We start from the raw sequence: 17,863 nt of genomic DNA on the forward strand, positions 1-17,863 counted from the left end.
CGAGTCTACGCGCCCCGGGCCCTACCGCCCGAAGGGCACCGGCCCCGCACTACTCTCCCCAGCTTCATCGGCACATCCAACTTCGCCTGGTGCTCCTCGTCGGGGAAGTAATCCTCCGTCGTCGCCGCATCGCCATGCTCGGCGTACACGAAGTTCTCCAGCTCCCTACGCGCTGCAAGCAGCGCAGCACCGGCCTCACCCAACTTCGCCGCCGGAAATGCCCCCGGGCCGGACCGGGGGTAGGCGTTCTCCAACGTGATCTCCGCGCGCTGCAATTCGACCTGGAGGCCCTGAAGGATCTGCCCAAGGCGCAGGTGGTCAGGATGGGTAAGGCCACGCTTCGTCACTGCGGCGCTCCTCGGATCGGGGGTGCGCAGCCTACCGTCACTCCACCAGCCCTAGACCGGCGCCACCGAGGCACCCTCGGCCCCGCCCCAGGGCCAGGAGCCTTGTGCTCAGCTCCCCGACGACGGATGCCGCACGGCCGCCTTCACGGCCGCCTCCAGCTTCCCGCGGTCCTGCCCCGTCGCCTTCGCGTGGTCGGTCACCGCCTGCTGCGCCTCGGCCGCCCGATCCCGCCACACGGCGAGCGCCGCATCCCAGGTCACATGCTGCTCGTCGGTCCACCCATCGCCTGCGGTGGGCCGGCCGTACTCCTCTTGAAGGCGCTGCACCTCGGCGTGCGCCGCATCGGCGGCCGCCCGGGGAGCCATCAGATCGTCGTTCAGTTCGATTGCCGCCGGCGGATCCTACGCCTCTCGCCCGGTCGAACCCGGCAGGGCGCAGCAGGGAGCCCCCGATCCGCCAGGGACCGGGGGCTCAGGGGTGCGCGGCTACTCGGCAGCTGGCGGCGATCCCTTGAGATCGCTACGCCACCCGGGCCGGGTAACGCGCGCCCGAAAGAACGGCAGAGCGAGCCGGTAGTCCACCACGTTCGACCGGCCGACCGGAACCACCGGCGGGAACCCCGGATCCTCGCGCGCGATCTTCGACAGACGCTGGTGACTCATCGTCTCCACCACGCCGTCGGCAACGAGCCGGCGCGCCAACTCCCTGAACGACACCATGTCAGGCCCTCCCTCGGGCTCGGTCATGGGCACCATCTTCCCTGACCTTGTTGCCATACGGCAACTAGGTCGCTACGTTGGATCCAGCACAACAGAACGGCCCCGGCGGAGGTGCGAACTCCGACCGGGGCCAGCCGTCCCACCTGCCTACCAGGAGGAACAGCCATGCCCGAGCCTACCCAGCAGCCGCGCCACGCCGACAGCCCGGCGCGACGCCAGCTCGACCACGCCCTCACCGCGCTCGCCGCCACCACCCCCGGCCGGCGCCGCTACATCGCCGAAGCCGGCGCCGAGTACCTCGACCAGATCGACGGCCGCCGCCTGCCCCTCGGGTACGACCGCCCCTTCCCCGCCTGGGACGGCGCCCGGAACCGGTCCGACGCCTACCGCATGCGCCGCGGCTGCACCGTCGCCGCCATGCTCGGTCTCAGCGTCCGCCCGCACGACGAGTACTTCCCCGCGACCGTCCGCGCCATCATCACCGCGGTCGACGCGCCCGTCGACCGCCTCGTCACGGCCGCCCGCACCACCGGCGCTCCGGCCGCGGTCGCCCTGCTCCACCTCCTCGCCGGCGGTGCCCGATGACGTACCGCAACCAGGCCGAGGAGGCCCTGTACCGCACCCGCGAGGACCTGCCCGTCGCCGCACAGCTCCTCCACGCCGTCGCCGACCTCCTCACGAGCCACAGGCCCGAGGACCCCGTGACCACGCACACGCTCGGCCTGGCCTTCACCTATGCCGGTGTCGATGTCCTCGCCCGGTACCCGAGTGCCGTGCGGGACGATGCCCTCGCCCGGGCGATGCGGCTTCTGCCCTCGGACAGCACCCTCGCTCCGGCCGTCACCGGCGGCGAGTACGCCCTCCAGCTGCGCGCCGCCGCGAAGGGCGCGTGATCACGGTGCAGGACTACACGCCCTCCCCGGAGGAGCCTGACCGCGCCCCGCGCGAGAGCACCGTCGTGGCCGAGCCCGCCACGGTCGCCGCGTGCGCCCGCGACTACGCCGACGCCGCCGACGTGCGGAAGAGCCTCGCCCGGCAGGAGCGCTGATGCGCGCCCTCTACATCCTCGCCATGGTCTGGCCGCTCGTGATCGTCGCCTACCTCGTCGGCCGCCACTTCGCCTGACCCCGCCCGGCCGGGCCCGCCCTCGCGCGCGCCCGGCCCCGCACGCCCTGGAGCACCCGTGCGCACCCGCATCATCTGGTGGGCCAGCCTCGCCCTCATCGGCGGAGCCGCCGCCGGCATCACCGCCTGGTCCCTCTACGTCGTCGCCCACGACATCTACGGCGTCCCCCACGGACTCGCCATCCTCACCGCCGCCGTCTACGACGGAACCGCCATGGCCTGCCTCTACCTCGCCGGACAGGCCGTCCAGGAGAACCGCTCCGCGCTCGGCCCGCACCTCGCCACCCTCGGCATGGCCGCCGTGTCCGTCTACCTCAACCGCCTCCACGCCCAGCACATCCACGGCGGCCTCGGCGCCACCCTCCTGTTCGCCACGCCCACCGTCGCCCTGCTCCTGATCGCGGGCCTCGCCTGGTCCGCCGTCCGCGCCCGCCACCGCACCGCCGCCGGCGACACTCCCGTCACCCTGCCGCGGTACGGCATGTGGGGCTGGCTCCTCGCTACCGAGGACGCCTGGGCCGCCACGAAGAAGCGCGCCGTCACCCACGTCACCAGCAGCGCATCACCCGCTTCACCGGCGCCTCAGCCCGTGAACCGCAGCGCATCAGCCGTCCTGCGCCGCACCTTCGCGGACATGGATCCGGCCGACGCCGTCCGCTTCGCGCACTCGGCCACCCCGAACGTTCCTCCCGCCGAGCTGGCCGCCGAGCTGACGTCGTACGGCGTCCACGTCTCGCCAGTCCAGGTCGCGCTCGTTCTCGGCCAGACCCCGGCCCGCATCACTTTGGAGCGCGACGATGCGCCTGATGCACCGCAGGTCAAGGCCACTGGGCGCGTCACCAAGAGCACCGCGATTCTCGATGCCTCATCAGCCCTTGGCCCTGACGCGAAGGCGACTGCCGTCGTCGAACATGTGCGGCGCACCACTGGCCTCCAGGTCGACGAGGCGTACGTCCGCACCGTCCGCTCCCGCAACAAGCCGCCCACCGTCCCCGCGCAGCCCCCGCTGCCCGGCACCGGCCGGGGCGGACAGGGGTACAACTGATGGCCGAGGCCCGCATCACCGGAATCATCCCGCCCGGCGCGCCACTGCCCCCGCCCGGGCCGCCCCCGCCGCCGCCCCGGCGCCCGGTCCCCCCGGACTTCTGGACGGCACCGCCCCCTCCGCCCCCGCCCGTTCCCCCGATGTACGCGCCGGCTCCTCCGCCGTCCGGCCCGATCGACGTCCACGTCACCGTCACCATCGGTCCGCCCGAGGAGGAGAAGCCGCCCCCGTGGTGGCGCCGGATCCGCTGGGGCTACCAGGCCGGCTGCCTGCTCTGCGCGATGCCGCTCTCCAACCCGTGGGCGTGGGTCCTCGACTCCGCCCGCGACGGCCAGGGCCTCGCCGGAGCATGGACCCTCGCGCTCATCCCGGCCGCCGTCCTCGCCCTCCTCGACAACGCCCGCCACGTCGAAGCCGCGGGCGCCGCCCCGGACCTGTGGCGCCCTCGGATCCGCGCCGCCCGGGCCCGGATCCTCCTCGACGCCGCGCTCATCGCCACCGCCACCACCCTCCCGGTCACCACCGCCGTCTACCTGATCACCGGAGTACGCCCATGAACACCGACTTCACGTCGACCGCGCTCACCGGCGCCGGCCTCGCGATCGGCCTGGCACTCCTCGTCGTCCAACACGCCCGCTGGTGGAAGACCGGGGGCGGCGGCGCGGTCGCCGGCGGCGGAGGCAGCCGCGACCCCAAGGCCCTGATCCCGTTCTGGTCCGGCATGTCCTTCGGAACCCTGATGGTCGCCTGCCCCGCCGGGCTCCTCGGCGTCGCCGCGGGCGCGATGCGCTGGGGCGGCAACAGCCTGGGCGACTTCGTCATGTCGACCATGACCGGTCAGCGCTCGTCCGTCGTCGCCTCGGCGTCCGCGCCCCACCTCGACGGGAACGGTGCCCTCATCGTCACCGCGCTGGTCATCACCCTGTGGCTGCTCCGCAAGCAGTTCGCGAAGATCGCCAAGGCCGGTTTCAAATCGGGCGTCTGGTCCGGCACGCTCCTCGCCATCGGCACCGGCACATTCGCCGTGATCGGGAACTTCGTCGTCCCCACCGTCAACTCCGCTGGCGCGCAGCTCCTCGGCAAGGTCGTTCACGGGACGTTCCTGTGACCGCCCCGACGAGCGCCCAGTGGATCCGGGCCGCCGCCGCCCGCCTTACCCTCGGCTCGCAGCGCCTCACCGTGCACCTCACTCGCCGGATCGCCGCGTGGCTCCGGGACGCCTGGCGACGCACCAACCGGTGGCTGTCCGACGCGACCGGCATCGCCTGGGCGTTCCGGCTCGCCGTGCTGCTCGCCGCTGCGTGGCTCCTCCGCAAGATCGGGGTGTCCGTCGCGGCGGCCGTCGTCCGCCGGCTGGACAGCTCGGCATGGCTGCTGTGGCCCGCGCTCGGGCTGTGGCTGATCGCCGCATGGCGGGCCGGACATCCCGACCGGGCACCCGGCCCGGCCCCGGCCGCCGCCGAGGCACCCGTGCCGGAGGCCCAGCCGGACCCGGTCTCCCTCGCCAAGGACCACCCACCCGGGCCGTCCCTCGACGACGTCCTCGCCGCCGCCCGCAAGGTGGGTACCCCGCACGCCCACCTGGCCGCGATCGAGGAGTGCCTCAAGGCCCCGGCGGGGACCGCCCGCCGGCTCCTCACCAAGGCCGGGATCCCCATCGCCGACGTGCGGATGCAGGGCCGCGGCACCAGCACCGGTGTCCGGGGCGCGGACATTCCCCCGCTGGCCGACCCCTCTCGGGGGGCCGTTGTTGACGCTGTCGGTGCAGGTCAGGACGCCAACAACAGCAACAACGACATCCGGGTGACCCGCAGCGCGGGCGGGGCCCAGGTGACCGTGACCGACCTCACCGAGCAGCGCGCATACACCGTCTGATCCCGGGGCGGCCGCCGCCTGGCAGCTACCGGCCGCCCGGGCCCCCTCCCCCTCACGAGAGACAGGACCGCCATCATGAGCCACCCGTTCCAGACCACCATCAGCGAGGCCGAGCTCATCCGCCGCCACAACGAGACCCTGGCCGCGCAGCGCGAGGCCGAGCGGCAGCAACAGGCGCAGCCCCAGGAGCAGCGCTGAATTCAGCCACACGCAAGGGGTGCCATCCCAGCCACCCCAGGCGTAGCGTGAGCGCAGCACCTGCCGCAGGCGGCCGACCTCCCCAAGGCGATGCCGCCCAGAAGAGCCCCGCCCGCATACCCCTCGGGTGGGGCTCTTCTGCACCTAGTTGCAAAACCGGCCGCCATGCCCCATCCTGGGGCCATCTCCGGCGTGCCCGGACACAAGCCCCGCCACCGCGCGGGGCTTTCGCACGTCACAGACCGATCACAGCCACCACACAGCCGCCCGCGCCCGGCCACGATGACGCGATGCGCACACACCACCTCGCCGCCACGACGGCCGTCGCCTTGCTCGCCCTCACCGCCTGCGGCCCCACCAACGAGATCACGACCAAGCCCGACCCCAAGGCCGCTCCCCCGTCGCCGGTCATCCCCAACGCCGCCCCCAGCCCGTCAGCCCCCAGCCGGACCGCCGCCGTCGGCGACACCCTCACACTGAAGGGCAACACGGACGGCGAGCAGCTCGCGGTCACCATCAAGAAGTGGGCCGACCCCGCGCAGTCCGCCGACGCGTACATCAAGGCGGCCGACGGCAAGCGGTGGGTGGCCGCCCAATTCGAGCTGGTCAACACCGGCACGGCCGTCTACAGCGACAGCCCCGGCAACGGCACCCAGGTGGCTGACGCCGAAGGCCAGCAATTCCAGACGACGTTTGGGGAGATCACCGCCGGACCGGCGATGACCAGCGCGGCCAAGGTGTCGCCGGGCTCCAAGGTGCTCGGCTGGGTCGTCTACGAGGTGCCGAAGGACTCCAAGATCGTCAAGGTGCAGTTCGCCATGAACAGCGGGTTCGCCTCCCAGACCGGGGAGTGGGCCATCCCCTAACCCCTCAACTCCCGCCGTCCGGCCGGCTCCCGCGCACGAGGGCGCGCGGTCGACGCCCCGGACGGCGGGCCCCCACCACGGAGGTGACCGCCGTGGCCAAGGTCGGCACGAACCAATCCACCGGCGGCCAGTTCACCGCCGAAGAAGCCGACGAGCTACGCCGCCTCCACGCCGAGGGCCACGGCCGCAACGAGATCGCGCGCCGGATGGACCGCGGCGGCCGGGTCATCAGCGTCAACGCCGCCCGGCTCGGCCTCAGTTTCGACCGCACCAAGACCGCCATCGCCACGGAGGCCCGCGTGATCGATACCCGGGCCCGGCGGCAGGCTCTCATCGAGCGGTACTACGCCCAGGCCGAACAGATCCTCGCCCGGCTGGAACGCGAAGAACACCAGGTCACCGAAGTGTCCCTCGGCAAGGTCGTCCGCTACACCGCCCCCGACCTGCCCACCCAGGACGTACGGAACCTCGTCCAGGCCAGCGGCGCCGCGGCCACGCACGCCCTCAAGTTGGAGGCCCTCAACACCGACACCGGCATCGACACGGCCAAGAGCATGCTCGGCCAGCTGGCTGCCGGCCTCACCGCCGCCTACCAGGCCATGGACGACGAGGGGGACGGTGATGCTCCGTGACGTCCCCCTCCCCCTCTCCCCTGCTCAAATCCGGTCGATCGTAGAGTCCCAAGACGCCCCGATCGCCCTGTGGTCCGGTGCGGTGTCCAGCGGGAAGACCATCGCATCCCTCCTGGCTTTCCTCCTGCGGCTGGCCGTCTCCCCTGACCAGGGCCTCGTCGTCATCGTCGGCCGCAGCCTCAACACCATCGAGCGGAACCTCCTCGACCCCCTCCAGTCGGTGCACCTGTTCGGCCCGCTTGCCCGGCATGTCCACCACACCGCCGGCTCCACCACCGCGACGATCCTCGGCCGGACCGTCCACCTCGTCGGCGCATCCGACGCCCGCGCGGAAGGGCGGATCCGCGGCTCCACGATCGTGCTGGCCTACGTCGACGAGGCAACTCTCATCCCGCAGGCGTTCTGGATGATGCTCCTGTCCCGCCTCCGGGTCGGCAACGCCTCCCGGCTGATGGCCACCACCAACCCCGACGGCCCGTTCCACTGGCTGCGGCGCGACTTCATCCAGCGCGGCGGCGAGGTGGGCCTCCACCACTGGCACTTCACCCTCGACGACAACCCGTCGCTGGACCCCAACGTCGTGCAGCGCCTGAAAGCCCAGTACACGGGCCTGTGGTATCGGCGGTTCATCCTCGGCGACTGGTGCCTCGCCTCCGGCGCGGTCTACGACATGTTCGACGACACCCGTCACGTCGTGGACATCCTCCCGGTCATGCGCCGGTGGGCGTACGCGGGCATCGACTACGGCACCACGAACGCGTTCTCCGCCGTCCTGATCGGCTACGGCGACGACGACCACCTGTACGCCGTCTCCGAGTACCGGTACGACAGCGCGCGCGAGCTGCGGCAGCTCACCGACGCCGAGTACAGCCGCAACGTCCGACAGTGGCTCGCCAACGTCCCCCGGCCGCACGAAGGCCAGCGGGGTGTCCAACCCGACTGGGTTTTCGTGGACCCGAGCGCCGCGTCGTTCATGAACCAGCTGTGGACCGACCGGGTACCCGGAATCGCGCCGGCCAACAACTCCGTCCTGGACGGGATCCGTTCCGTGGGCGTCGCGCTCAGTTCCGGCCTGCTCCGCGTTCACCGCTCCTGCGAAGGCCTCCTCGGTGAACTCCCGGGCTACGCCTGGGACGAGCGGGCCGCCGAGCGCGGTGAGGACAAGCCGCTGAAGACCGCGGACCACTCCGTCGACGCCCTCCGGTACGCCCTCCACAGCACGGCGCACGAGTGGCGGCACCTGATGCCCCGTCCCGAGTTGGAGGTAGCGGCCTGATGGCGTTCGAGACGACCTACGGGGCGTTCCTGGCCCGGGTCACCGAGCAGCACGGTCCCACCGAGGCGCGTGCCATATGCGAGCCGCACGCACGCAACCTCGCGCGCAGCGTCCGCGCCTTGGCCGCCGGCGCAGAGCCCGCCAGCGCCGCACGGCTGCTGCGCCTCGCCGACCAGATGGATCCGGACCGAAGGGACGCCCCAGATGCCCCTGCCTGAGAAGGGCGCCCCCTGGCCGCCGATCGACCCGTCCGTGCGCTCCGACATGGCCGACTGGGCTGCCTGGTACGCCGCGAACCCCGACCGGCTCGCCTACCGGTACACCAACCGGCACCGCGACGGCCGGGCCTACGGACAGCCTGCCAACCGGCCCAGCCAGTACCGCGGTGGCCTCGTTGGAACCGTCGCCCGCTGGTTCTGGGGCGAACCCACACCCCTCGGCGAGAAGCGCGCCAACCTCCACATGCCGCTCGCCAAGGACATCGCCCGGACCAGCGCCGACCTGCTGTATTCCGAGCCTCCGAAGCTCCTCGCCGACAATCCCGCGACGCGCGACCGCCTCGAAGACCTCATGGAGACCGGGCTCCGCCGCACCCTCCACGCCCGCAGCGAAGCATCCGCAGCCCTGGGGGGCGCCTACCTGCGCATCGTGTGGGACCGCGAGATCAGCGACCGGCCGTGGATCTCCCACGTTCGCGGCGACTGCGCCGCACCCGAATTCGTTCACGGCCTCCTGCGCGCAGTCACCTACTGGACCGTCCTCGGCGTCGACGGACAGACCGTCATCCGGCACCTGGAGCGCCACGAATCCGGCGCCATCCTCCACGGCGTCTACCAGGGCACGGACGACAACCTCGGTAAACCCATCGACCTGGCTGCATTCCCCGAGACCCGCAGCTACCTGCCCGTCCAGAACCTGCCGATCGGCAAGCGCCTGGCCAGCGTCTACATCCCGAACACGCTCACCGCCCCGGACTGGGCGGACCTCCCGGGCGCGGCCTCGCTCGGAACGTCCGACTTTCAGGGCAGCGAGACCTTCCTCAGCGCGATCGACGAAACCTACACCAGCTGGATGCGGGACGTCCGCCTCGCGCGCTCGCGGATCCTCGTCCCGTCCGGCTACCTCCAGTCCATGGGGCCCGGCCGTGGCGTGGCGTGGGAGGACCGCGAGGTCTTCGCCGAGATGAACATTCCGCCGACCAGCGATCACCAGATCACCCTGAACCAGTTCGCGATCCGGCATGTCGAGCACCGCGAGACCATCGCCGAACTGATGGGGCGCGTCGTCCACACGGCCGGCTACTCGGGCGGGACCTTTGGCGACGACAGCGGAGGGCCCGCAGTCACGGCCACGGAGATCAAGGCCCGCAGCTCCCGATCCATGTCCACCCGCGGCCGCAAGTGCGACCTCGACTCGGTCGGCACCTCCGAGATCGTGGAGACGCTCCTCATCATGGAGGCGTCCGACCTGTTCCCGGGGCTGGACTCCGCGCCCGTCGAGCGGCCGCAGGTGCTGTTCCAGGACTCCATCCAGGACGATGTGAAGGTGCTGGCCGAGTCGGCGGCCCTGTACCGGCAGGCCGAGGCCATGTCCACGGAGACCCTCGTCGCGCTGGTCAACCCGGACAGGGATGCGGACTGGCAGGCCGAAGAGACCCGCCGGATCATGCGCGAGTCAGGCCGGGATGTCGCCGACCCGACGGCCGTCGGCGCTGAAGGCCCCGGCGCGCCCGGCTTCGGCGGGCCGCCCGCTCCGTAGCCGTGGGGAGGCGGTCCGATGCCCGTCTCCCCCGCCCTGGCCGAGGATCTCGCCGCGGCCGTCACCATGCTGTACGAGGACGCCGAGCTGGCCCTGATCGGCCTCCTCCGCGACGCCCTCGCCGAGGGCATCGACAGCCCCCGCTGGGCCGAACTGAAACTTCGCGCGCTCGGCGATCTCCGCGAGGCCGTCGAGACCGTCACCACCGCCCTCCAGAACGACGCCAACGGCGCGGTCGCTGAGGCCCTGGCCACCGCGTACGGCCGCGGCAGGCAGGCGGCCGTGGCCGAGCTGGGGGCGCTGGACATCGGCCGGGAGCTGAACGCGCGCAGGGTCCTGCCCGGGGCGCCGGCCGTCGACCGGCTCGCCGCCTCATACGCCGCCGACACCCGGCCGCTGTACCAGCGGATCACCCGCACCATCACGGACACCTACCGGAACGTCATCACCCGCGCATCGGGCACCCAGCTTCTGACGGGCATGACCCGCCGAGAGGCCAGTCAGCGAGCCCTGAACGAGTTCGCCGTCCGGGGGGTCACCGGGTTCGTCGACTCCCGCGGGGGCGCGTGGGAGTTGGCGACCTACGCCGAGATGGCCGTGCGCTCCGTGACGGCCCGGGCGGCGATCGACGGGCACATCGACGCGATGGCCGAGGTCGGCCAGGGTCTCGTGATCGTGTCGGACGCCCCGCTGGAGTGCCCGCTGTGCGCGCCGTGGGAGGGGGAAGTCCTCGCCCTGACCGGCCCGTCGGGCCCGCGTACGGTCCGGGTGGAGCACGCGGTGCAGCCGTCCGGGCTGCGGGCCGCGTTCCGGCCGCCTACCACGGTCGCGCTGCACCTCGCGGGCAGCCTGCCCGAGGCCCGCGCGGCAGGCCTGTTCCACCCCAACTGCCGCCACAGCCTCAGCCTGTACCTGCCCGGGGTGACGACCCGGCCGCCGCACCACGCGACGCCCGGCACGACGTACGCCGATACGCAGCGGCAGCGGGCGATCGAGCGGCACATCCGCCGCTGGAAACGCGCCGAGGCCGCAGGCTTGGACGAGGCCGCCCGGGCGAAGGCCCGCGCGAAGGTCCGCGCCTGGCAGGCGGCTGCGCGCGAGCACGTGGCCGCGCACGAGCACATCGTCCGCCAGCCCGCGCGCGAGCAGATCGGCCGCGCCCGCTAACTCAGCGGCGACGGCCCTGTTCCTTGCAAGACGATCTGCCACTCGGGGTCAATCTGGTCGGCGTGCTGAGTGACCTCGATCGTCAGGAATGCCGCCGCCGCTCGCCCTACTGACAGCACGACTTCGACCGGGCCATCAGGGAGCCCCCACACGGCACGAAGGACAGCAGGGTCATCTCCACACGCCTCACCCGCCCACCAGCGCGTCTGAACCGACGGCGCGCTGAAGTCCCACGACTGATCGGACTCGTTCACCCCCTCCTGGATCAGCACCTCCGGCAGGCTCAGGCCGCCGATCGTGGCCGGCCCTTCGTACGTCCGCGTCACCGTTTCCATGGCGCCCAGTGTGCTCTCCGCCTGGACGCGGCCGCCACACCCAGACTTCGGCCCGCCTGGAGCGGGCCGGGAACCACAGGCCCGCCAGGCGCGGGCCGTTCCGTAGTCCCCCGACGTCCGCCAGGCGCGGACGCCCCATGCCCTGGAGGGCACCATGAACCAGCGCTTCCTCCCCCGCCGTCGGCCCCGCGCCACCGGCTGGGCCCACCCCTACGGCCACGGCCCTTTCTCCCCCGCCCTGTACGCGGACGGAGGGGATGGCGACGGCTCCGGATCCGGCGCCGCCGGTGAACCCCCGGCTCCCACCGCGCCGGCCGCCGCCGGCAGCGCTCCGGCGCCCGCCGCCCCGGGCGCCGATCAGGGAACCGATGACACCAGCGACCTGCCGGCCACCGTGAAGCGGCTGGAGAGGGAGCTCGCCGACGCGCGCAAGGAGGCCGGCAAGGACCGTACGGCCGCCAAGCAGGCAGCGGCGGACGCGGCGGTCGCCGACCTCACCGCGAAGCTCGGCAAGGCCCTCGGGCTCGTCAAAGACGATGCCCCGGCCGACCCGAAGGCGCTGGCCGACGCGATCGCGCAGAAGGAGGCCGCGCTCACCGAGCGGGAGGCCTCCCTGCGGGCCAAGGACGTCGAACTCGCCGTATGGGCGCGGGCGGACAGGCAGTCCGCGAAGGCCGCCGCGCTTCTCGACTCCCGCGCTTTCGTGCGCGTGATCAGCGACCTGGACCCCGCAGAGAAGGGGTTCACCACCGCCCTCGACGACGCCATCAAGGCCGCCATCAAGGCCAACCCCGCCTTCGCCGCGGCCCCGGCAGCCACCGCGTCCGGCGGCGACCTCTCCGGCGGCACCCGCGAGGGCGCCGCCCGGAAACGCTCCGGCTCCCTGTCCGAGGCGATCCGCCTCAACTACCAGACCTGACCAGGAGTAACCCATGCCCGTGACCCTCGCCCAGGCGCAGCTCAACAGCGCGCCGCTCGTCGACTACGCCGTCATCGACAACCTCCGCCGCAACAGCTGGCTGATGGACCACATGGTCTGGGACGACACCGTGACCCCGGGCACGGGCGGGGGCTCCCTCGTCTACGGCTACACCCGGCTCCTCGCGCCCAGCTCGGCCCAGTTCCGCCGGGTGAACGAGGAGTACCCCGCCCAGCAGGCGACCCGCGAGCAGAAGACGGTTGCGCTGCACCCGCTCGGCGGCGCGTTCTCGGTCGACCGGACGCTCGCCAACCTCGGTCAGGCCGCGACGAACGAGATCATGTTCCAGATGTCGCAGAAGCTCACCTCTGTGCGCACCCGCTTCCAGCAGGAGCTGATCCTCGGCGACGTCGCCGTCGACGACGCGGGGTTCGACGGGCTCGACAAGAGCCTCACCGGCCAGTCCACGGAGTACCTGCCCCTGAACGAGGGCATCGGAACGGGCTACCTGAACTGGTCGCCGGCGGGCGTCACGAGCGAGGATCTCGCGATGAGTGCGTTCGACGCGTTCGACGACTTCCTCGCCCGGATCATCGGCTCCCAGACTGGCTCCGGCGACACCAACGCCACCGGCTCTGTACCCGCGGGCGTCAAGGCGATCCTCGGCAACACGAAGAGCATCGCCAGGATCAAGTCCCTGGCTCGCCGGGCGTCGCAGTTCACCGCGACCCGCGACGACCTCGGCCGCAACGTCGAGCGGTACGGCGACTGGGTCCTCGTCGACCTCGGCGACCGGGCGGACGGCTCCGCGCCGATCATCCCGATCCGGTCGGCGGACACCGACGGCGGCGGCGCGGGCGGCACGATCACCGGCCTCACCGACATCTACGCCGTCTCCCTGGGGCTCGACGCCTTCCACGGCGCGTCGGTCGCCGGGAAGCCCCTGGTGCAGACGTGGCTGCCGGACTTCTCCCAGGCCGGCGCCGTCAAGTCCGGTGAAGTCGAGATGGGTCCGGTCGGCGCGGTTCTCCGCAACACCAAGAGCTGCGGCGTGCTGCGCAACGTGAAGGTGGCCTGATCATGAAGCAGTACGAGATCAGCTCCCCGGTCCGCACGTTCACCGGCGACGTGGCGGGCGTGCCCTTCCGCAACGGCACCGGCTACGTCAGCGACGGCTCGGACGACGGCCGCGCTGCGCTGGCCTACTTCCAGCGCAGCGCCTATGGCATCCGCGAGGTCGAGAACGGCGACGCCCCGGTCGTCGTCGCCCCTCCGGCCGACTCGGCTCCTCAGCCGGTCGCGGGCGGCCAGATCGCGCAGACCGGCGCCCTCGCCGAGGGCCCGTTCGACCCCAGCGAGCACACCACAGCTGAGGTGCTCTCCTTCCTCGACGGCGCGTCCGCCGAGGTCGCGGAGCGGACCCTCGATGCGGAGGCCGCCGGCAAGAACCGCGCGAGCATCACCAGGCACCGTGAGGCCGTCCTCGCGGCCAAGCAGCCCACGCCCGCCGACGACAACACCCCGGCCCCGGCCGACGACACGAAGGAGGCCGGGAAGTGAGCACCGTACTCGGCGCATACCGCGGCAACGTCCGCGACGACCTCAGCTGGCTCAACGTCGCCGGCCGACCCGACCCCGGCGCGGTGTTCCACCGGGCCAACCTGCCCCGCGTCGGCCTCGACGACGTCACCGCGCTCGCCACAGGCGTCATGACTTCGGTGCCGGTCTACCTCAACGAGGGCGACCTGATCACCTCGCTCACGTTCATCTCCGGCGGCACCGCGGCCAGCAGCCCGACCGCGTACTGGTTCGCGCTGTACTCCGGCGCCGGCGCGCTGCTCGCGCAGACCGCCGACCAGACGTCCACCGCGTGGGCCGCCGACACGGCGAAGACGCTGGCGCTGGGCAGCGCCCAGAAGATCACCAAGTCCGGCATGTACTACGCCGCGATCATGGTGACCGCGTCCACCCCGCCTACCCTCGTCGGGACCGCCGGCGCGAAGCCGGTCCTGACCGGCGAGGGCAACCTGTCGCAGACGTCCGGCTCGTCGCTGACCACCACGGCCCCGGCGACGATCGCGACCCCGGCGTTCAAGCGTCAGGTGCCGCTCGTCCTGGCGACCTGATGGACAGCGGCATGTCTCCCGCCGAGGAGCAGGAAGCCGCCCCGCCGCCGGCGCCGCCGGTCCGGTACCGCGTCAGCGCGCCCGGGCCGGTGACCGGCGGCGTGATGGGCGTCGCGTTCGCCAACGGACAGGGCCTCGTCGAGGACGCGACCCGGTACGGGCCCGCCCTGGCCTGGTTCCGGGCCGAGCCCGGCTACCACGTCGAGGTCCTCGACCTGCCCGACCCCGAACCCGAACCGGCCCCCGAGCCCGCGGACAACCCGCCTGCGGCCGAGGAGCCGGTCGAGGGCGAGCCCGCCGAGGACACCCCTCCGGCCACACCGGCCCGACGACGAAAGTAGGGGCGCCATGCCCGTGATCAGCGACTTCTCCATGACCGCCAGCGTGGCCCAGACCAGGGCCCAGGACTTCACGGTCACCACCGACCCCCTCGCCCGAATCTGGGCCACGCACCTGGAATCCGGCACCGGCGCCGGCCAGGCGGACAAGGCGTTCCACGACCAGCGAACCCTGGCCGCCTCCGCCACCGAGGATCTCGACCTTGCCGGATCCCTCGTCGACGTCTACGGGGCCACGATCACCTTCGCCCGGATCAAGGGCCTGTTCGTGGTCGCGGCCGCGGCGAACACCAACAACGTGATCGTCGGCGCGGGCACCAACCCGTGGGCGACGCTGTTCACCGCGACCGGCACCGTGACCCTCAAGCCGGGCGCGGCCTGCGGGTTCTTCGCCGGGAGTGGTGACGCGGTGGGCTGGCCGGTCACCGCCGCGACCGGAGACATCCTCAAAATCGCCAACTCGGCGGGGTCCACGTCGGTGACGTACGACGTGGTCATCGTCGGCTGCTCCGCGTAGGAGGTAGCGGCCATGGCCCGCATCTACGCCACCGCGGAGCAGTACGAGAACTACACCGGAGCCGCGCCGCCACCGGACATCGACCACCGGCTCACGCGGGCCTCGGAGTTCCTCGACGCGCAGGTCTTCGCCTACTGCTCGTACGACGTCGCGGCCACCGGCACTGGGCTCCCCACGAACGCGACCGTCGCGGCCGCCTTCGCGCGGGCCACATGCGCGCAGGCTCAGTGGGGTGTGCAGATCGGCGACACCACGGGCGCGGCTGCCGCCGGCTGGGGCAACGTGTCGATCGGCTCGGTCCAGCTCGGCCGGTCGGTGACTTCCGTGTCCGGCGACGCTTCCCCGGCCCGGCAGGTCGCTCCCGCCGTGTGGGACGCCATGCGCTCACCCGACCTGGCTGCGGCCGGCTTCCGGCTGGGGGCGGTGAGCGCATGGGTGTGATCCCCGAGTTCCTGCTGCGGCACTGGGTGACGATCGAGCCGTACCTGGGGGACTCGGCCTATGGCCCCCAGTACGGGGCCAGCGTCGTCGCGAGGGCTTTCGTGGAGGAGAAGATCCGCACGGTTCGGGACCAGCGCGGCGAGGAGGTCGTCGCATCCACCACCGTCTACCTCCTCCCCACTCAGGCTTGCCCGCCCGAGTCCCGCGTGACCACCCCGTCCGGCCGTGCGGCCTCCGTCATCACCTCCACGCTGCACGACGGCGGCGGACTTCCCACACCAGATCATCGAGAGGTAACCCTCACGTGAGCAGGCAGCACACCGAACTCCGGTGGGAGGGCGGTCGGCTCGGCGCCACCCGGCGCGGCCGTCGCGGCGCGGAAGAGGGGCTCCAGCGGGCCCTGGAACACCTCCTCACCGAGTCCCGGAAACTCGTGCCGCTGCGGGAGGGCACGCTGGAGCGGTCCGGGCGCGTCGTCCGCGACGGCCTCGACGGGGCCGTCACCTACGACACCGTGTACGCGAAACGCCAGCACGAAGAGCTGACCTGGAAACACCTGCCCGGCCGGTCTCCGAAGTACCTGGAACTCCCGCTCAACCGGGACCGCGAGGTGCTGCTCCGACTGATGCAGGTGTCACTGCGGAGGTGGCTGCGTGGCTGACCTCCTCGACGGCCTCGCCCGCCACCTCGCCGCCCGCGGCCTCGTCTCGTACGACCCAGCCGGCCGCAGCGGGAACGTCTTCATCGAGTCCCTGCCCAGCACCCCGGACGTGTGCGTCGTCCTCGGCGTCTACGACGACGGCAGCGTGCAGGACTCCCGGATCGGCTACGACACCGTGGCCGTGCAGGTCCGCGTCCGCGGCACCACCGACCCGCGGGTCTCCCGCGCGCGGGCGCACGCCATCCGTTCCGAGCTGCATGGTCTGGGGCCGGTCGTTCTGCCGGACGGCACCGAGCTGCTGTTGTCGGTTGCCCGGAACGTGGCCGGGATCGGCGTGGACGACAACCGCCGCCACGAGCATCTTTTCAACGCGCTGATGCAGGTCCGGTCGGTGACCGCGCACCGCGTCTGATCCACCCCCTCCCCCTCAGCCCGCACGGCGTTGCCGACGGGCTTCTCGCCATGCCCTGAGGAGATCACCATGCCCGCCACGAAGTACAACGCGCGCGACGTCGTGTTCCAGATCGAGAACTACGCCTCGCCCGGCACCTGGGTCGCGATCTCGACGCTCGCGATCAACACGTTCACGAAGAGCGAGGACGAGGAGACCACGGACACGACCACGTTCGGGTCCGCCGGTCAGGCCGAGTCGATGAAAATGCAGATCGGCAAGTCCCTCCAGCTGGAGGGGTTCCGCCTGCGGGATTCCGCAACGGGCGCGCTCGACCCGGGCCAAGCCATCGTCGAGGCGATGAACGACCGCCTCGGCCCGAACTCCCTGACCGGGTTCCGGTACGCGCACACCACGGACACGACCTGGACCGTGTGGGCTCAGACGCGGGTGTCGCTCGGCGACCAGGGCGGCGGCAACAACGACGAGGTCAGCTGGTCGGCCACGTTCACCCGGTCCGGCCCGTCCACCACGGCGGCCAAGCCGTGACCGCCCGCAAGACCAGCGACACGCAGTCCTGGGACGACTTCTGGGCGTCCGTGTCCCGCCCGCAGACGACCACGATCCGAGGCGTCGAGGTGGCCATCCCGACCGACATGCCGATGCTCGTCGAGCAGCGCATCGAGGAGCTGCACGACTCGACCAACCTCGACGACATCGCCGAACTGGTCGGCATGATCTTCGGTCAGGACTGCCTCGATCAGTGGCGCTCGAACGGAATGGGCCTCGTCGAGTTCCGGGTCGTCCTCACCTGGGGCATGGCCAACGCCCGCGGCGCCGAGACCTCCTTCGAAGAGGCCTACAAGATCACCCAGGAAGCCGTCGCGGAGGGAAAAGCCCCGCCGAACCGGACCGCACGACGCGCGCGATCCGCCGCTACTGGTGGGCGCTCGAAGCAGATTTCCAGCGGGAGTACCGGCTCGGCCCGCAGGACATCGCGCAGCTGACCCGGCGCCGCTTCTACGTCCTGCTCGCCGGCCTGTCCGCGGACGCCATGTGGCGGCGCGTGGCCGGTGACGAAATCACGATCGTCGACGATCCCGACCAGATCAGGGCCGCGCTGGCC

At 72.0% G+C, this 17,863-nt stretch carries 30 protein-coding genes; 26 read left to right on the plus strand and 4 right to left on the minus strand.

All coding sequences use genetic code 11. The annotated features are described in order from the left end of the window. Window positions 1–5 precede the first annotated feature (5 nt). The 3 genes from ACGFXC_RS09155 to ACGFXC_RS09165 all read right to left on the minus strand — a co-directional run bounded on the left by ACGFXC_RS09155 (window position 6) and on the right by ACGFXC_RS09165 (window position 1,094). Entirely contained in the window at window positions 6–347 is a 342-nt protein-coding gene (locus ACGFXC_RS09155; protein ID WP_393711045.1) for a hypothetical protein, read from the minus strand. 108 nt (window positions 348–455) lie between these two features. Continuing rightward, window positions 456–713, minus strand: a complete 258-nt coding sequence (locus ACGFXC_RS09160; RefSeq protein ID WP_393711047.1) for a hypothetical protein — start codon at window positions 711–713, stop codon at window positions 456–458. 120 nt (window positions 714–833) lie between these two features. Continuing rightward, on the minus strand, window positions 834–1,094 hold the full coding sequence (locus ACGFXC_RS09165) for a hypothetical protein (RefSeq protein WP_393711049.1): 261 nt from the start codon (window positions 1,092–1,094) through the stop codon (window positions 834–836). A gap of 138 nt (window positions 1,095–1,232) precedes the next feature. On the opposite strand from ACGFXC_RS09165, the gene ACGFXC_RS09170 reads away from it, so the two are divergent. The 14 genes from ACGFXC_RS09170 to ACGFXC_RS09235 all read left to right on the plus strand — a co-directional run bounded on the left by ACGFXC_RS09170 (window position 1,233) and on the right by ACGFXC_RS09235 (window position 11,009). Continuing rightward, on the plus strand, window positions 1,233–1,652 hold the full coding sequence (locus ACGFXC_RS09170; RefSeq protein ID WP_393711051.1) for a hypothetical protein: 420 nt from the start codon (window positions 1,233–1,235) through the stop codon (window positions 1,650–1,652). After that, window positions 1,649–1,960: a hypothetical protein gene (locus tag ACGFXC_RS09175; protein WP_393711052.1), complete on the plus strand. Its 312-nt coding sequence runs from the start codon at window positions 1,649–1,651 to the stop codon at window positions 1,958–1,960. The genes ACGFXC_RS09170 and ACGFXC_RS09175 overlap by 4 nt, the downstream gene beginning before the upstream one ends. Continuing rightward, window positions 1,957–2,115 (plus strand): hypothetical protein, encoded by a 159-nt coding sequence (locus tag ACGFXC_RS09180; protein WP_393711054.1) that lies wholly within the window; start codon window positions 1,957–1,959, stop codon window positions 2,113–2,115. The genes ACGFXC_RS09175 and ACGFXC_RS09180 overlap by 4 nt, the downstream gene beginning before the upstream one ends. 135 nt (window positions 2,116–2,250) lie before the next feature. Beyond that, on the plus strand, window positions 2,251–3,237 hold the full coding sequence (locus ACGFXC_RS09185; protein WP_393711056.1) for a hypothetical protein: 987 nt from the start codon (window positions 2,251–2,253) through the stop codon (window positions 3,235–3,237). Between the two features lie 140 nt (window positions 3,238–3,377). Further along, window positions 3,378–3,794 (plus strand): hypothetical protein, encoded by a 417-nt coding sequence (locus ACGFXC_RS09190; protein ID WP_393711057.1) that lies wholly within the window; start codon window positions 3,378–3,380, stop codon window positions 3,792–3,794. Next, entirely contained in the window at window positions 3,791–4,345 is a 555-nt protein-coding gene (locus tag ACGFXC_RS09195; protein ID WP_393711059.1) for a hypothetical protein, read from the plus strand. Before ACGFXC_RS09190 ends, ACGFXC_RS09195 begins: the two co-directional genes overlap by 4 nt. After that, entirely contained in the window at window positions 4,342–5,112 is a 771-nt protein-coding gene (locus ACGFXC_RS09200; RefSeq protein ID WP_393711061.1) for a hypothetical protein, read from the plus strand. The genes ACGFXC_RS09195 and ACGFXC_RS09200 overlap by 4 nt, the downstream gene beginning before the upstream one ends. A gap of 75 nt (window positions 5,113–5,187) precedes the next feature. Beyond that, entirely contained in the window at window positions 5,188–5,310 is a 123-nt protein-coding gene (locus ACGFXC_RS09205; protein WP_393711063.1) for a hypothetical protein, read from the plus strand. Between the two features lie 290 nt (window positions 5,311–5,600). Then, complete coding sequence (locus ACGFXC_RS09210) at window positions 5,601–6,176, plus strand: DUF4352 domain-containing protein (RefSeq protein WP_393711064.1); 576 nt, start codon at window positions 5,601–5,603, stop codon at window positions 6,174–6,176. A 92-nt stretch (window positions 6,177–6,268) separates the two neighbouring features. After that, window positions 6,269–6,808, plus strand: a complete 540-nt coding sequence (locus ACGFXC_RS09215; RefSeq protein WP_393711066.1) for a helix-turn-helix domain-containing protein — start codon at window positions 6,269–6,271, stop codon at window positions 6,806–6,808. Further along, window positions 6,798–8,084 (plus strand): PBSX family phage terminase large subunit, encoded by a 1,287-nt coding sequence (locus ACGFXC_RS09220; protein WP_393711068.1) that lies wholly within the window; start codon window positions 6,798–6,800, stop codon window positions 8,082–8,084. Before ACGFXC_RS09215 ends, ACGFXC_RS09220 begins: the two co-directional genes overlap by 11 nt. Then, on the plus strand, window positions 8,084–8,302 hold the full coding sequence (locus tag ACGFXC_RS09225; RefSeq protein WP_393711070.1) for a hypothetical protein: 219 nt from the start codon (window positions 8,084–8,086) through the stop codon (window positions 8,300–8,302). Before ACGFXC_RS09220 ends, ACGFXC_RS09225 begins: the two co-directional genes overlap by 1 nt. After that, window positions 8,289–9,842, plus strand: coding sequence for a capsid protein (locus ACGFXC_RS09230; protein WP_393711071.1), 1,554 nt, complete (start codon window positions 8,289–8,291; stop codon window positions 9,840–9,842). The genes ACGFXC_RS09225 and ACGFXC_RS09230 overlap by 14 nt, the downstream gene beginning before the upstream one ends. 18 nt (window positions 9,843–9,860) lie before the next feature. Continuing rightward, window positions 9,861–11,009 carry a phage minor capsid protein gene (locus tag ACGFXC_RS09235; RefSeq protein ID WP_393711073.1) on the plus strand — a complete coding sequence of 383 codons (1,149 nt, stop codon included), beginning with the start codon at window positions 9,861–9,863 and terminating at the stop codon, window positions 11,007–11,009. Here the strand turns inward: ACGFXC_RS09235 and ACGFXC_RS09240 are convergent. Then, complete coding sequence (locus ACGFXC_RS09240; RefSeq protein ID WP_393711075.1) at window positions 11,006–11,344, minus strand: hypothetical protein; 339 nt, start codon at window positions 11,342–11,344, stop codon at window positions 11,006–11,008. The genes ACGFXC_RS09235 and ACGFXC_RS09240 overlap by 4 nt on opposite strands. A gap of 154 nt (window positions 11,345–11,498) precedes the next feature. Here ACGFXC_RS09240 and ACGFXC_RS09245 point away from each other — a divergent pair, with 154 nt between their 5' ends. The 12 genes from ACGFXC_RS09245 (at window position 11,499) to ACGFXC_RS09300 (ending at window position 17,744) form a co-directional block, all read left to right on the plus strand. Continuing rightward, window positions 11,499–12,263 (plus strand): hypothetical protein, encoded by a 765-nt coding sequence (locus ACGFXC_RS09245; protein WP_393711077.1) that lies wholly within the window; start codon window positions 11,499–11,501, stop codon window positions 12,261–12,263. Between the two features lie 13 nt (window positions 12,264–12,276). Continuing rightward, the gene (locus ACGFXC_RS09250) at window positions 12,277–13,341 is read left to right on the plus strand and encodes a major capsid protein (RefSeq protein ID WP_393711079.1); all 1,065 of its coding nucleotides are present in this window, start codon (window positions 12,277–12,279) and stop codon (window positions 13,339–13,341) included. Between the two features lie 2 nt (window positions 13,342–13,343). After that, window positions 13,344–13,823, plus strand: a complete 480-nt coding sequence (locus ACGFXC_RS09255) for a hypothetical protein (protein WP_393711081.1) — start codon at window positions 13,344–13,346, stop codon at window positions 13,821–13,823. Further along, entirely contained in the window at window positions 13,820–14,389 is a 570-nt protein-coding gene (locus ACGFXC_RS09260) for a hypothetical protein (protein WP_393711083.1), read from the plus strand. Before ACGFXC_RS09255 ends, ACGFXC_RS09260 begins: the two co-directional genes overlap by 4 nt. Before the next feature lie 11 nt (window positions 14,390–14,400). Continuing rightward, on the plus strand, window positions 14,401–14,730 hold the full coding sequence (locus tag ACGFXC_RS09265; RefSeq protein WP_393711085.1) for a hypothetical protein: 330 nt from the start codon (window positions 14,401–14,403) through the stop codon (window positions 14,728–14,730). 7 nt (window positions 14,731–14,737) lie between these two features. Then, window positions 14,738–15,244, plus strand: coding sequence for a hypothetical protein (locus ACGFXC_RS09270; RefSeq protein WP_393711087.1), 507 nt, complete (start codon window positions 14,738–14,740; stop codon window positions 15,242–15,244). Between the two features lie 12 nt (window positions 15,245–15,256). Beyond that, the gene (locus tag ACGFXC_RS09275) at window positions 15,257–15,685 is read left to right on the plus strand and encodes a hypothetical protein (protein ID WP_393711088.1); all 429 of its coding nucleotides are present in this window, start codon (window positions 15,257–15,259) and stop codon (window positions 15,683–15,685) included. Then, window positions 15,676–15,993, plus strand: a complete 318-nt coding sequence (locus ACGFXC_RS09280; RefSeq protein WP_393711090.1) for a hypothetical protein — start codon at window positions 15,676–15,678, stop codon at window positions 15,991–15,993. The genes ACGFXC_RS09275 and ACGFXC_RS09280 overlap by 10 nt, the downstream gene beginning before the upstream one ends. After that, window positions 15,990–16,346 (plus strand): minor capsid protein, encoded by a 357-nt coding sequence (locus ACGFXC_RS09285; protein WP_393711091.1) that lies wholly within the window; start codon window positions 15,990–15,992, stop codon window positions 16,344–16,346. The genes ACGFXC_RS09280 and ACGFXC_RS09285 overlap by 4 nt, the downstream gene beginning before the upstream one ends. After that, on the plus strand, window positions 16,339–16,758 hold the full coding sequence (locus ACGFXC_RS09290; protein WP_393711092.1) for a minor capsid protein: 420 nt from the start codon (window positions 16,339–16,341) through the stop codon (window positions 16,756–16,758). Before ACGFXC_RS09285 ends, ACGFXC_RS09290 begins: the two co-directional genes overlap by 8 nt. A gap of 69 nt (window positions 16,759–16,827) precedes the next feature. Continuing rightward, on the plus strand, window positions 16,828–17,286 hold the full coding sequence (locus ACGFXC_RS09295; protein WP_393711094.1) for a phage tail tube protein: 459 nt from the start codon (window positions 16,828–16,830) through the stop codon (window positions 17,284–17,286). Further along, window positions 17,283–17,744 carry a hypothetical protein gene (locus ACGFXC_RS09300; RefSeq protein ID WP_393711096.1) on the plus strand — a complete coding sequence of 154 codons (462 nt, stop codon included), beginning with the start codon at window positions 17,283–17,285 and terminating at the stop codon, window positions 17,742–17,744. The genes ACGFXC_RS09295 and ACGFXC_RS09300 overlap by 4 nt, the downstream gene beginning before the upstream one ends. Window positions 17,745–17,863 lie beyond the last annotated feature (119 nt).

The sequence above is a fragment of the Streptomyces sp. NPDC048507 genome (genome assembly GCF_043199995.1).
Classification (GTDB): domain Bacteria; phylum Actinomycetota; class Actinomycetes; order Streptomycetales; family Streptomycetaceae; genus Streptomyces.

Bases quoted from the DNA above. Each gene is read 5' to 3' on its own strand.
- ACGFXC_RS09160 (WP_393711047.1), bottom strand. From the start codon at position 713: ATGGCTCCCCGGGCGGCCGCCGATGCGGCGCACGCCGAGGTGCAGCGC.
- ACGFXC_RS09165 (WP_393711049.1), bottom strand. From the start codon at position 1,094: ATGACCGAGCCCGAGGGAGGGCCTGACATGGTGTCGTTCAGGGAGTTG.
- ACGFXC_RS09170 (WP_393711051.1), top strand. From the start codon at position 1,233: ATGCCCGAGCCTACCCAGCAGCCGCGCCACGCCGACAGCCCGGCGCGA.
- ACGFXC_RS09175 (WP_393711052.1), top strand. From the start codon at position 1,649: ATGACGTACCGCAACCAGGCCGAGGAGGCCCTGTACCGCACCCGCGAG.
- ACGFXC_RS09190 (WP_393711057.1), top strand. From the start codon at position 3,378: ATGTACGCGCCGGCTCCTCCGCCGTCCGGCCCGATCGACGTCCACGTC.
- ACGFXC_RS09195 (WP_393711059.1), top strand. From the start codon at position 3,791: ATGAACACCGACTTCACGTCGACCGCGCTCACCGGCGCCGGCCTCGCG.
- ACGFXC_RS09205 (WP_393711063.1), top strand. From the start codon at position 5,188: ATGAGCCACCCGTTCCAGACCACCATCAGCGAGGCCGAGCTCATCCGC.
- ACGFXC_RS09210 (WP_393711064.1), top strand. From the start codon at position 5,601: ATGCGCACACACCACCTCGCCGCCACGACGGCCGTCGCCTTGCTCGCC.
- ACGFXC_RS09220 (WP_393711068.1), top strand. From the start codon at position 6,798: ATGCTCCGTGACGTCCCCCTCCCCCTCTCCCCTGCTCAAATCCGGTCG.
- ACGFXC_RS09225 (WP_393711070.1), top strand. From the start codon at position 8,084: ATGGCGTTCGAGACGACCTACGGGGCGTTCCTGGCCCGGGTCACCGAG.
- ACGFXC_RS09230 (WP_393711071.1), top strand. From the start codon at position 8,289: ATGCCCCTGCCTGAGAAGGGCGCCCCCTGGCCGCCGATCGACCCGTCC.
- ACGFXC_RS09235 (WP_393711073.1), top strand. From the start codon at position 9,861: ATGCCCGTCTCCCCCGCCCTGGCCGAGGATCTCGCCGCGGCCGTCACC.
- ACGFXC_RS09240 (WP_393711075.1), bottom strand. From the start codon at position 11,344: ATGGAAACGGTGACGCGGACGTACGAAGGGCCGGCCACGATCGGCGGC.
- ACGFXC_RS09245 (WP_393711077.1), top strand. From the start codon at position 11,499: ATGAACCAGCGCTTCCTCCCCCGCCGTCGGCCCCGCGCCACCGGCTGG.
- ACGFXC_RS09250 (WP_393711079.1), top strand. From the start codon at position 12,277: ATGCCCGTGACCCTCGCCCAGGCGCAGCTCAACAGCGCGCCGCTCGTC.
- ACGFXC_RS09255 (WP_393711081.1), top strand. From the start codon at position 13,344: ATGAAGCAGTACGAGATCAGCTCCCCGGTCCGCACGTTCACCGGCGAC.
- ACGFXC_RS09265 (WP_393711085.1), top strand. From the start codon at position 14,401: ATGTCTCCCGCCGAGGAGCAGGAAGCCGCCCCGCCGCCGGCGCCGCCG.
- ACGFXC_RS09270 (WP_393711087.1), top strand. From the start codon at position 14,738: ATGCCCGTGATCAGCGACTTCTCCATGACCGCCAGCGTGGCCCAGACC.
- ACGFXC_RS09275 (WP_393711088.1), top strand. From the start codon at position 15,257: ATGGCCCGCATCTACGCCACCGCGGAGCAGTACGAGAACTACACCGGA.
- ACGFXC_RS09280 (WP_393711090.1), top strand. From the start codon at position 15,676: ATGGGTGTGATCCCCGAGTTCCTGCTGCGGCACTGGGTGACGATCGAG.
- ACGFXC_RS09295 (WP_393711094.1), top strand. From the start codon at position 16,828: ATGCCCGCCACGAAGTACAACGCGCGCGACGTCGTGTTCCAGATCGAG.